This window comes from Streptomyces sp. NPDC052299, from assembly GCF_040679335.1.
Lineage (GTDB): Bacteria > Actinomycetota > Actinomycetes > Streptomycetales > Streptomycetaceae > Streptomyces.
Genome location: NZ_JBFAUP010000035.1, coordinates 25,710 through 37,803, shown reverse-complemented (window position 1 = coordinate 37,803; position 12,094 = coordinate 25,710). Strand labels below are relative to the sequence as shown.

The window sequence follows — 12,094 nt, the reverse complement described above, 5'->3', positions numbered from 1 at the left end:
CCCCGGGGCGCCCCCCCCCCCTGGCCCCCCCCGCCCCCTTCCCCCGCGCCCCCCCGGGGGGGGTGGGCGCCGCCTGGGCCACCGGCCCGCCCGCCCGGGGCCCGGCGGGCGGATCCGCCCGCCGGGCCCCGGTGCCGTCAGGCGTCGCCCATGACCAGGCCCTCGATGGTGTGCTTCTGCACGATGGGCGCGAGCTCATCGACCACCGGGCAGCCCAGGTGCGCCCGGACCCGCTCGGGCAGCGACTCCCAGAAGCCCCGGGTGACCGCCATGTCGTGGTGGCCGTCGTTCCCCGCGCCCGGGGCGTCCACCCCCAGCACGAGAACCGGGCGGGGGTCCTGCGACTGGTTGGCCGTCCCCCGGTGGATGGTCAGGGCCGACCGCGCCGAGATGTCGCCGCGCTGCGGGTACTTGCGCTCGGCCAGGGCCTCGTAGCGCGGGTAGTCCTCGCGGCGCGGGAACATCGCGTGCCCGAAGCGGGCGTCGTCGTCCCACTGGGTGCCGGGCGCGATCTCGAACGGGCCCATGTCCTCACGGGTGTCGACCGCCGTGAGGTTGAACGCCAGCGAGGTGAGCCTGCGGTCGCGGCGGGTCTCCTCCGGCATCGGGAAGTCGCGGTGCCAGGGCTGGTTCACCGCCCCGGCCAGCGGCACGTCGAAGCCCAGCTCCACGATCCGGTAATCGGGGCCGAGGACCGCCTCGCTGACCGCGCGCACCCAGGGGTGGTCGACCAGGTCCACGAAGCCCCGCAGCTGTTCGGGGTGGATCTCCACGTAGTAGCGGTGCGGGCCGCGGCCGACCGCGCCGCCCTCCCGGCCGCGCGCCTCGGCGAACGCGGCGTCGATGTCCTCGCGCATGCGGTCCGCCCACTCCGGGCTGAACGCCCCGCGGCAGGCGGTGATCCCCGGGCCGTACAGGTCGCGCACCGCGTCCTCGGCGGGCGGGAACGGGGCTGTGGTGGTCGCGGCCTCGGTCATGGTGTGGTCCTTCCTTCGTTCGGAGCACCCCCATATTGCAACGTTGCAACCAACGTGGCAAGAGTCTGTACGGACGGACCTCGCACCACCTGTTACGGTCACTGCGCACAGGGCGCGGGCCCCTGCGCCCGCCGGCAGAGAGCAGGAGCACCGAACGTGGCAGCGAGACTCAAGGACGTGGCCGCGCTCGCCGGTGTGTCCGTCAGGACCGTCTCCAACGTGGTGAGCAACGCGGCGGCCGTCGCCCCCGGCACCCGGGCCCGGGTGCTCGCCGCGGTGGAGGAGCTGGGCTACCGGCCCAACCTCGCCGCCCGCAACCTCCGCCAGGGCCGCACCGGGCTCATCGGTGTGGCGGTGCCCGAGATCCACTCCCCCTACTTCGGCGCGCTCACGGGCCTCCTCATCGACGCCGCCCAGGAGCGCGGCTGGACGGTGCTCGTGGAGCGCACGGGGGGCCGGGCGGAGCTGGAGCGGCGGCTGCTGGACGGCTCCGAGGGGCACCAGGTGGACGGGATGATCATCAGCCCCTGGTCGACGCCCCCCGCCGAACTGGCCTCGCTCGCGGGCGGCCTGCCGCTCGTCGTCCTCGGCGAACTCGATCCGCACGGGTCCATCGACCACGTGGCGCTGGACAACGTGGCGGCGGCCCGGGGCGCGGCACGGCATCTGGCGGCGACGGGCCGCCGGAGGGTCGCCGCGATCGGGCTCCAGTCCGCGCTGGGGCACGGCACGGCCGAGCTGCGGGCCGAGGGGTTCCGGCGGGGGCTCGCGGAGGCGGGGCTGAGCCCGGTCGCCGAGGTGGAGGTGGCGGACCTGCACCGGGAGGAGGGGGCGCGGGCGCTGCGTGAGCTGCTGGATCTGCCGGAGCGCCCGGACGGGGTGTTCTGCTTCAGCGACGAACTGGCGCTGGGGGCGCTGCGGGCGGCCGGTGAGCGGGGGGTGCGGGTGCCCGGTGAGCTGGCCCTGGTGGGCTTCGACGACATCGAGGACGGGCGGTTCGCCACGCCTTCGCTGACCACGGTGTCGCCGGACCTGGCGCAGATCGCGGAGCGGGCGGTGCAGTGCCTGAGCGAGCGCGTGCTCGGGCGGCTGGCGGATCTGCCGGCGCGCCGGATCGTGGTGCCGCACCGGCTCCTCGTACGCGAGAGCAGCGGGGCGTAAGGGGTCTTCTTCGGGCAGCCGGAAGCTCCCGGCGGCGCGGGCTCGAAGCCGCGCACCGCCGGGAGCGGTCCTGGGGACGGAGAGGTCTTACGCCTTCCCGCCGTCGTACAGCGCGGTCACCTCCTGGTCGGTGAGCGCCTTGTCGAACACCTGGACCTGGTCCACGGAGCCGTTCCAGAAGTCGGTGTTGTTGCCCGACCACTTGGCGCGTCCCACGGACAGGGCGCCGCTGCTGACGTCGGCCGATCCGGCCGCGGCGGTGGAGGCGAGCTTGCCGTCCACGTACAGCTTGATCCGGTCACCGCTGCGGACGCCGACCAGGTGGTACCAGTGGCCGAGCTCCGGGGTCATCTCCGCCCGGGCCCGGTGGGCGCCGGGGGTGGAGAAGGCGAACGCGCCCTGCCCGTACTGGAGGTAGAACGGGTTCTCCTGGCGCCGGCCGTCCTGGCTGACGACGGTGGCGTAGTTGCCCGGGAGGGCGTCCAGGGAGGCCCAGGCAGAGACGGTGTAGTCGCCGGTGGTGTCGACGACCGGGCCATCGGTCTCGGCGTACTGGCCCTCACCGTTGAACTTCAGCGCCGAGCCGTGCACGCCGGGGGTCCAGGACGCGCCCTCGGAGAGGGTGAGGTCCTTGTGGTTCGGGCCGCTGTCGGCCGCCTTGGTGCCCTTGTTCTCGTCCAGCGACCAGGAGCCGCCGCCCTTGACGGGGGTGCGGGTGCCCGCTGCGGCACCGGCGGCGATGACCTCCTGGTTGATCTTGCGGACCTGGGCGGCGTCGACCTTGATCTCGCGGCGGTCGTACGTCCAGAGGCCGTTGAGCTCGTTCTCCAGGTCGGTCACCTGGGTGTAGATGGAGCCGGAGAGTTCGGCGCCGGCCGCCTCCAGGTAGTACTTGCGGGTGTTCTCGACGTACTTGGCGGTCAGCGCGGCCTTGTCGGCGACACCGCTGTAGATCACGGTCGGGGCGCCGGGCCACATGTGGCCGGGCATCCGCAGGGTGAAGCCGCCGTGCTCGCCGTCCATCGCGGCGCGGTTGGCGTCCGGGAAGGCCGGGTCGGTGTTGTTGTAGTCGTGGTGGTCGATGATGTCGCCCTTGCCCGAGTCACCCTTCGAGTTGCAGCAGTTGACACCGCTGTGGGCGTTGACGATGCGGGAGGGGTCGGCGGCCTGGACCTTCTCGGTGATCTTGCCGGTCTCGGTGCGGTCCCATTCGCCCCAGCCCTCGTTGAAGACGATCCAGGAACCGATCGAGGGGTAGTTGTGGAGCTGCTTCATCATCTCGGCGCCCTGGTCGAGGAAGGCCTGGTGGCCCTTCTCGTTGGTGAGGTTGCCGGAGACGAAGTCCTGCCACACGAACAGACCGAGCTGGTCGGCGTGGTAGTACCAGCGGGCGGGCTCCACCTTGATGTGCTTGCGCACGGAGTTGAAGCCGAGGTCCTTCTGCGCCTTCAGGTCGAAGACCAGCGCGTCGTCACTGGGCGCGGTGTTCAGGCCGTCCGGGTAGAAGCCCTGGTCGAGCTGGGCGAGCGAGAAGAACGGCTTCCCGTTGAGGACGATCTTCTGGTAGCCGCCGACCTTGGCGATGCCGACGGAGCGCATGCCGAAGTAGCTGTCGACGGTGTCCTTGGAGCTGCCGTCCTTGAGGGTGACCTCCAGGTCGTACAGGTACGGGTCGTCCGGGGTCCACAGGTGCTGCTTGGCGACGGGCAGGCTCAGGTCGCTGTTGGCCGGTCCGGTGACCGTGCCGACGACCTTGCCCTTCTTGTCGCGGGCGACGGCGGTGATCCGGGCGGACTTCGAGGCGTTCTCGGAGTTGACCTTCAGGGCGAGGCGGCCCTTGTCGATGTCCGGGGTGGTCGTCAGCGAGTCGACGGCCGCCGGGGCGACGGGCTCCATCCAGACGGTCTGCCAGATGCCGGACGAGGCGGTGTAGAAGATGCCGCCCGGGTTGGCCGACTGCTTGCCGGTGGGCTGGTCGGGGCCGGTGGTGTCGGTGACCCCGACGACGATCTCCTGCGGACCGGTGCCCTTGATCGCGTCGGTGATGTCGGCGGTGAAGGCGGTGTAGCCGCCGGTGTGCTGGGCGACCTGCTTGCCGTTGACCCAGACGGTGGCCTCGTAGTCCACGGCGCCGAAGTTGAGCTTCAGCCGGTTGCTCTTGCCGGTCTTGTCGTCCTTGACGGCCCAGTTCTTCGGGACGGTGACGAGCTTGCGGTAGAACATGTGGTCTTCGTGGCGCTCCAGGCCGGAGAGCTGCGACTCGACCGGGTACGGCACGGTGATGCGCTCACCGAGCTTCTTGCCGAAGACGGGCTTCTCGCCCGCCTTGGCCCCGGCGAACTCCCACTGGCCGTTGAGGTTCTGCCACTTGTCGCGCACCTGCTGCGGCCGGGGGTACTCCGGCAGCGGGTGGTTGCGGTCGACCTTGTCGCCCCACTTGGTGGTGATGCGGTGCGTCGAGTTGTTGGTGGCCGTGCGGTTGATGTCGGGGACGGTCTCGCCGCCCGCCTTCAGGCCGCCCTTGCCGTCGTACGCGATCTTGACGCGCTGGTCCTTGAGGACGGCGGCGTCCAGCTTGACGACGAGTTCCTTGCCGTCGCGGGTCCGGGTGACGGACTTGACCGGCATCGGGGTGGTGTCGGCCTCGAGGGTGAGGTGGTCCTTCAGGTCCGCGTAGTCGCTGACCTCGTCGTCGAAGACCGCGTGCAGCTCCGTGCCGTTGTCCGCGACGCTCAGCCCGACCGGGTAGACCTCGAAGTCGGCGGGCGGGGTGAAGGCGGACTCCGGGACGAACTGCCGGTCCAGGTTCGCGCTGGACCAGCGCAGGAACATGTTGGCCCCGCCGGTGTCCTGGAACATCTCCAGCTTGAACTCGTGCGGCTCGCCGGCCTTGAGCGATATCGGCGCGCTGGTCTGCTCGTTGTCCCAGTCGGGCTCCCAGTGGTCGATGACGGCCTTGCCGTCGATGAACAGCCGGAAGCCGTTGTCGCCGCTGGCGGCGAAGGTGTAGTCGCCGTCCTCGGGGGCGGTGATGAAGCCGGTCCAGCGTGCGGTGGTGTTCTCGGTCTGACCGGTGGTCGACTCGAACGTGCCGGTGAGACCGGGGAAGTTGATGTTCGGGTCGAGCGCGACCCCGCCCAGCTTGGCGAAGTCCCGCGCGCCCGGCGCGGACATGCTGAAGTATTCGCCCTTCAGCCCGTGGACGGTGGTGGCCGGGTCGCCGGCCTTGAAGGTGGTCGAGGCGGCGCTCGCGGGGGCGGCCGCTGCGGCCGGGACGAGCGTGGCACCGAGCGGAATGAGCAGCGCGGCGGCGCAGGCCGCTGTCCTGAACAGAGCGCGGGGGTGGGGCGTTTGTGGTCTCAAGGCGTCGTCCTGTCGAGAGAGCTGAAGTGCCTCGAACCTGTGAGGCACAGCACACAATCGAACATTGAGCCACAGCATCAAACGCAAAACAACAGTCGTGCGCGAGGATTTTTCAACGATAGAAAGCGCGGTCGCCACGAGCGGGTGGCGGGTCCACGCAGACCGCCCCCTTCGCACACCTTGGGTGCGAAGGGGGCGGTCCGGGATGAAAGGGGATGCCCTGAGGGCGGGTCAGATGGCGTAGCCGTACGGGGCCGGGGCGTGCACGGCGGCGTTCAGCGCGCGACCGGCCTCCCTGGCCCAGGAGGGGTTGCGCAGCAGTTCGCGCCCGAGGAGGACGGCGTCCGCGCGGCCCTCGGTGAGGATCTTCTCGGCGTGCTGCGGGTCCGTGATGAGACCGACGGCCGCCACGGGCAGCGAGGTCTCCCGCTTCACCCGCTCGGCGAAGGGCACCTGGTATCCGGGGCCGGTGGCGATACGGGCGCGGGGCGCGTTGCCGCCCGTGGAGACGTCGAGCAGGTCCACCCCGTGGTCCCGCAGCAGCGCCGCCAGCCGCACGGTCTCGTCGGCCGTCCAGCCCTCGCGCTCGTCCTCGGGGTTCTCCGTGAGCCAGTCCGTCGCGGAGACGCGGAAGAAGACCGGCAGCTCCTCGGGCCACACCTCGCGCACGGCGTCGACCACCTCGAGGGCGAGGCGCACGCGGTTCTCGAAGCTGCCGCCGTACTCATCGGTGCGGTGGTTGCTGTGCGGCGAGAGGAACTGGCCGATGAGGTAGCCGTGCGCACCGTGCACCTCGGCGACCTGGAAGCCCGCCTCGACGGCACGCCGGGCGGCCTGGCGGAAGTCGTCCACGACGCCCGCGATCTCGTCGGCGGTCAGCTCGTGCGGGACCGGGTAGCCCTCGTCGAAGGGCAGCGGGCTGGGGCCGACCGGGGTCCAGCCGTGCGCCTCGGGCCCGACGGGGCCGCCACCGGTCCAGGGCGCGGCGGTCGACGCCTTGCGCCCGGCATGGGCGAGCTGGATGCCGATCACGGAGCCGTGCGCCTTGACGAACTCGGTGATCCGGCGGAACGCCTCGACCTGGGCGTCGTTCCAGATGCCGAGGTCGGCCGGGCTGATGCGGCCCTCGGGGCTGACCGCCGTGGCCTCGGTGAGGATCAGGCCGGTGCCGCCGGTGGCCCGGGCGGCGAGGTGGGCGAAGTGCCAGTCGTTCGGCACACCCGTCTCCGGCCCCTCCACCGCGGCGCTGTACTGGCACATGGGCGCCATCCACGCCCGGTTGGGCACGACAAGCGACCTGAGGGTGAAGGGCTCGAAGAGGGCACTCACGACGGGACTCCGTTTCGCCGGGTACGGAAGAATCGCTAGTACGATACATCCCGTAGTACGACGCCCGTCAAATTACGACCACTCTTGTACGACAGCCGCTCGCCAGGAGCGGCTTCGCGGATTGCGGGTCAGCGGGGTTTCAGGGGGTACGAGCTGCGGCCGGCCGCCTCGTCGATCTCGTCGTGCGCCTTGGTCAGGAGCTTCATCGCCAGTTCGTTGAGTGCGCGGGCCCCGGCGATCTCCTCCCCCACCCGGGGCTGCTCGGCGTCGGAGGGGTGGCGGCTGGCGTAGCCGTGGGCGCGCACCTCCTGTCCGTCGGAGAGCCGCACCAGGGCGGCCGCGCGGGTGCGGTGGGTGTCCTCCTCGAATTCGAGCTCGATGTGCCATCCGACAGCGGTTCGGGTCATGGCGTTCACCTCCGGAAGGTCTCCCTTCCAGGGTGCGCCCGCCGTCGGGCCGCGCGCGAGCGCTCACGCCCCCGGCAGCCGGCCCCGGTGCCGGAGCGGGATGGAGGCGTCGGCGTCGTACATCTGGTTCCAGCTGCGTCCGGCGCCGGACTTCCAGGTGACGTGGGCGGTGCCGCCCTCGACGCGGACGGTCTCCACGGTCATGGCGCGGTCGCCGTCGCGCACGTCGCCCCGGCGCAGTTCGTCCGCCCTGACGGTCACGTGGTGCGCCGGTCCGCTCTCGGCCTCGTCCGCGGCGAAGCCGAGAGCGGCCGCCAGTTCCCGTGCCCGGGCCGGAGTGCACAGGAAGGTGTGCGCGCCGGACGGGGTCGCGACGGTGATCCCGACCTCCGCCCCGGCGGGGACGACCTCCAGGATTCCGCCGTCCCCGTGCTCGTCCGTCATCGCTGCGCACCTTCCCGTGTACGTTCCGTGCCGCCGGGCTCAGTCGAGCCGGAGGCTCTCCGGCGGGCCCAGGTAGCTGGGTTCGAGGCCACCGGTGTCGATCACCAGGTTCTGGAGGACCACCGTCGGGTCGACCATCCAGAATTTCAGCACATGCACCCCGGGCTCGGAGACCCGGTGGACCGTGCCGGTGATGTTGACGTTGTCGGAGGTGTGCCGGGCCCACTGGGGGTTCATGGTCCCGTCGTCGGCCCCCGTCGCCTTCGTGACGTTCACCCGCTGCGGGGCGGCGTCGTCCAGGGAGACCGCGTAGGTCAGCCCGTCGGTCGGCAGCGCGTTGTTGCGGGGCGAGAGGTACGCGTACACGGTGACCGGTCCGGGCGTGAAGAGGCTGACCCGGTACTCCAGGCGCGGACTCCGGCCGCCGGGCGTCTGCCGGGCCGCGGTGACCGGGAACGGCTCCATGCCGGCCCCGGTCCGTCCGATGTCCGGGATGCGCTGCCAGCTGACGCCCCCGCCGCCGACCGCCCGGTGATAGTGGTCGGCCTCGATGGACACGTATCCCCCGGCCTCCACGAAGCCGCCGAGCCGGGCACGGGAGAGCGCCGGGCGGTCCGCCACCGCCGTGACGGTCACCTCCGCCCCGTCCGGCCCGGTCACGGTGACCGGGACGCGGGTGACGCCCTTCGGCGCCCGGTCCCAGTCGACGCGCAGGGTGATCCGGTCCTGGGTGGTGACGCGGCCGCGCACCCGGTCCGCGGTCAGCCAGGACGCTCCGGTCCGCACCCGGTAGTCGAAGGGGACGCTGCCCCGGTTGAACACCTCGATGTACTGCGCGGGCCGGGTCTGGTACGGGCTGAACACCGGCAGCACCGCGGGCTCGGTCTCGTGCGGCCACCACGACGCGGAGCCGTCCACGGCGACGCCCATCGCGGCCCGGGCGGGCAGCTCGATGCGCTTGACGGCCGGGAAGAGCACGTCCTTGATGGCCACGTTGTCGATCTCGGGCTGCTGCCAGGGAGCGTTGGGCCCGTAGCGTTCGACGTCGCCGTAGTCGATGTGCGGCTGGGTCTGGAAGCCCTGCCACTTGCCGCCCGCGATCTTCGTGTTGAAGCGGTCGGCCAGGGCGAAGTCGTCGGCGAGCCGCGCCTCCGCGGTGGCCGCCAGCTCATTGGTGAGGGCCCGTCCCTGGGCCGCGTAATGGATGTTGGTGAACTCCGCCTCGCGCAGCGCGTACAGGTTGGCGGTGGCCGCCACCTCGTAGCCGACGAGTTCGTACCAGGCGTCCTGGGCGGAGGCGGGCAACCGGCGCCCGACCCGCGCGGCGCGCTCGCCGAGCAGGCGCCACTCCTCGGTGACGCGTTCCAGCTCTCGGTAGTGGACGAGGGCGAAGGGGGACGCCTGGTCGTCGTAGACCACGGCCGAGCTGTCGGTCGCGGGGTCCTTGGCGGGGTCGAGGGTGATCCGGCGGTTGAGCAGTTCGGGCTTGCGGCGGGCCTGGAGCCGGGCGTACTCGCGCAGGACGGAGGCGATCTCGGCGGCCTGCTTCTCGCCGAAGTTCTGCCGGGCGTACGCCTCCTCCCACTCCGGCAGCCGGTCCAGGGTCCAGCGCCCCGGGTTCCAGGCGTACTCCAGGAAGAACTGCGTGGGCAGTTCGTTGCCCTTGAGGTCGCCCACGTTGGTGACCCACAGTCCGTGGTTGCCGTAGGCGGCGCACTGGTGGAGCTGGTCCCACATGTTGGGCAGCGACGCGGTGTCGACCCACTTGTAGTTGCGGCCGACGCCGACGTAGTCGAAGTGGTAGTACAGCCCGTAGCCGCCCTGCCTCGGCCCCTCGGCGGGGTCGGGGAGCTTGCGGATGTTGGCCCAGTTGTCGTCGGTGAGGACCACGGTGACGTCGTCGGGGACGCGCAGGCCCCGGTCCCAGTAGCGCTGGACCTCCTTGTAGAGGGTCCAGACCTGCGGGATCGTGGTGACGTCCTTGCCGGAGACCTCGGCGAGGATCTGCCGCTGGGTCGCGATGATCTCGGTCATCAGCTCGATGCCGTCGCCGTCGGGGAGGCTGACGTCGCCGTTGCCGCGCATGCCGAGGGTGACGACGCCTTCGAAGTCCTCGTCCTTCATCCGGCGGATGCCGTCCGCCCAGTACGCCTTGAGCGCTTCGGCGTTGCGGCGGAAGGACCACTCGCCGGTGCCGCCGTAGGGGTCGTGGCCGGGGGTGGTGATGTTGCCCTCACCGTCGCGTACGGCGGGGACGGCGTGCCGGTTCCACTCCTCGATGCCGCGCATCATGGGTGCCTCGTGCGAGGTGCCCATGACGACGCCGTACGCCTTGGCGGTGGCGTGGTTGAGCGGGTCGTCCTCGGCGAAGGCGCGGCCCCAGACGGCCGGCCACAGGTAGTTGGCCTTGAGCCGGAGCATGACCTCGAAGACGCGGGCGTAGAAGTCCGCGTTGAAGCCGCCTTCGAAGCCGGGCGCCTTGCCGGGCCCGAAGTGGGCGGGGGCCCAGGTGCCGAGCGCCGGGTTCTCGTCGTTGATGAAGAAGCCGCGGTACTTCACGGCCGGGGTGCCCTGGGTGTGCCGGCCGGGCAGTACGTGGATCTCGTCGCGGTGTACGGGGGCGACGTCGTCCCACCAGTACCAGGGTGAGACGCCGATGCCGCGCGAGACGTCGTACGCGCCGAAGATCGTCCCGCGCTGGTCGCTGCCCGCGATGACGAGGGCGCGTTCGACGCCGGGCAGCGGGCGGTCGACGACGGTCTGGAGGCTGGTCTCCCACTTGCCCCGGATCGAGGCGACGTCGAGCCGGCCGTCGGCGACCAGCCGGTCGATCAGGGGACTGCGCCCCACGGTGCCGACGATGGTGATCTCGCGGGCCCCGGGCACCGTGTCGTGCGCGAGGTCGGGGCGGACTCCGGTGACGCGTTCGATGTCGTCGCGGAGGTCGCCGGCGGCCCGGACGACGCCCGGCCAGTCGCGGTCGCTGACCACGACCGGCGTCGCCCGTCCGCGCCTGACCAGCGGGAAGCTGCCACGCTTGGCGGTGAACGAGATGTAGGCGCCGGGGTCGGTGGGCCGGGGCGCGGGGCCGTGTGCGGTGGCGGACGCCTCGCCGGTCAGTCCGACGAGGGAGCCGAGGGGGGTGGCGGTGAGCGCGGTGATCCCGAGGCCGAGGCCGAGGACCGACCGGCGACTGGTCGGCCGGGGGGTTCCGGGCTCTGGGGTGTCGCTGTCCATCCTGCTTTCCTCCTCCCCGCTCAGTTGCGGCCGGCCGCGAGCAGCAGGTCGTCGCGCAGGGCGCTGTAGGCGGGCTTGGCCTTGTAGTTCTCGTCGAAGAGGTTGGCCGCGCCCTCGCCCTCGAAGGTGTCGGGCACCCAGGAGTACTTGTCGGTGAAGCCCCAGACCGTGAAGTCGGTGCACTTGCGGGTGAGCAGGCAGCCGCGCAGCAGTACGTCGTAGCCCTCGGCCTGGGCCTCCTGCTTGGTGCTGTCGGAGGGCATCGGGACGCGGACGTCGGCCTCGGTGATCGCGGTCTCCAGGCCGAGGTCGTCGAACCGCTTCATGTTCTCGGCGATGTCGTGGGGGGCGTTGTACTGGACGGACAGGTGGCCCTGGATGCCGACGCCGTCGATCGGCACGCGCTGCTTGCGCAGCTCGGCGACCAGGTTGTAGAGGGCGGTGCTCTTCGCGTTGACGCCCTCGATGTTGTAGTCGTTGATGAACAGCTTGGCCTTGGGGTCGGCCGCGTGGGCCCAGCGGAAGGCGTCCGCGATGTAGCCGGGACCCAGCTTCTGGAGCCAGATGCTGTCGCGCAGGGTCCCGTCGTCGTTGAACACCTCGTTGACGACGTCCCACTGCCAGATGCGGCCTTTGAAGTGGCGGGCCTCGTCGGTGATGTGCTTGCGGAGGATGGCGCGCAGCTCGTCCGCGGTGAAGTCGCCGGTGGTGAGCCAGGCGGGCAGCTGGTTGTGCCAGAGCAGGGTGTGGCCGCGCACCAGCTGGCCGTTGGCGCGGGCGAAGTCGACCAGCTTGTCGGCCTCCTTCCAGTCGTACTGGCCGCGGTTCGGCTCGACGACCTCCCACTTCATGACGTTCTCGGGGGTGACCGAGCTGAACTCGCTCGCGGCCTTGGCGCGGTACGGCTCGTCGTCCGCCAGGGCCGCCATGTCGACGGCGGTGCCGATGCGCACGCCCGACCGCAGGCCGAGGGCGCCGAGGGTGTCGGCCTGCGTGTCCTTGTGCCCGCGTCCGTTGTCGTCGTGGGCGAAGGCGTTGATGGTGCACGGGGCGAGCAGTGCCGCGGCGGCGGTACCGACCAGGACAGCCTTGATTGGCTTGCGCATGACAGAAACCCTTCGAGAGTGGGCACGCCAGGGCCCCGGAGACCGGGGAGCGTGCACGGGTGTGGTGTTT

8 protein-coding genes are annotated in these 12,094 nt (G+C 71.3%); 1 reads left to right on the top strand and 7 read right to left on the bottom strand.

Annotated elements, in window-relative coordinates; all coding sequences use genetic code 11:
• Positions 1–137: 137 nt before the first annotated feature.
• Positions 138–977 (bottom strand): phytanoyl-CoA dioxygenase family protein, encoded by an 840-nt coding sequence (locus tag AB0L33_RS33965; RefSeq protein WP_365687482.1) that lies wholly within the window; start codon positions 975–977, stop codon positions 138–140.
• Between the two features lie 156 nt (positions 978–1,133).
• On the opposite strand from AB0L33_RS33965, the gene AB0L33_RS33960 reads away from it, so the two are divergent.
• Entirely contained in the window at positions 1,134–2,138 is a 1,005-nt protein-coding gene (locus AB0L33_RS33960) for a LacI family DNA-binding transcriptional regulator (RefSeq protein ID WP_365687480.1), read from the top strand.
• A gap of 87 nt (positions 2,139–2,225) precedes the next feature.
• Here AB0L33_RS33960 and AB0L33_RS33955 read toward each other — a convergent pair whose 3' ends face one another.
• The 6 genes from AB0L33_RS33955 to AB0L33_RS33930 form a co-directional block, all read right to left on the bottom strand.
• Positions 2,226–5,501: a LamG-like jellyroll fold domain-containing protein gene (locus AB0L33_RS33955; protein WP_365687478.1), complete on the bottom strand. Its 3,276-nt coding sequence runs from the start codon at positions 5,499–5,501 to the stop codon at positions 2,226–2,228.
• Positions 5,502–5,732: 231 nt separating this feature from the next.
• On the bottom strand, positions 5,733–6,830 hold the full coding sequence (locus AB0L33_RS33950) for an NADH:flavin oxidoreductase/NADH oxidase (RefSeq protein WP_365687476.1): 1,098 nt from the start codon (positions 6,828–6,830) through the stop codon (positions 5,733–5,735).
• A gap of 128 nt (positions 6,831–6,958) precedes the next feature.
• On the bottom strand, positions 6,959–7,237 hold the full coding sequence (locus AB0L33_RS33945; protein WP_164640429.1) for a DUF1876 domain-containing protein: 279 nt from the start codon (positions 7,235–7,237) through the stop codon (positions 6,959–6,961).
• Between the two features lie 63 nt (positions 7,238–7,300).
• Positions 7,301–7,681 (bottom strand): hypothetical protein, encoded by a 381-nt coding sequence (locus tag AB0L33_RS33940; RefSeq protein ID WP_365687474.1) that lies wholly within the window; start codon positions 7,679–7,681, stop codon positions 7,301–7,303.
• A 39-nt stretch (positions 7,682–7,720) separates the two neighbouring features.
• Positions 7,721–10,918: a glycosyl hydrolase 115 family protein gene (locus tag AB0L33_RS33935; RefSeq protein WP_365687473.1), complete on the bottom strand. Its 3,198-nt coding sequence runs from the start codon at positions 10,916–10,918 to the stop codon at positions 7,721–7,723.
• Positions 10,919–10,938: 20 nt separating this feature from the next.
• A complete protein-coding gene (locus tag AB0L33_RS33930; RefSeq protein ID WP_365687472.1) occupies positions 10,939–12,024 on the bottom strand; it encodes an endo-1,4-beta-xylanase in 1,086 nt (361 codons plus the stop codon).
• Positions 12,025–12,094 lie beyond the last annotated feature (70 nt).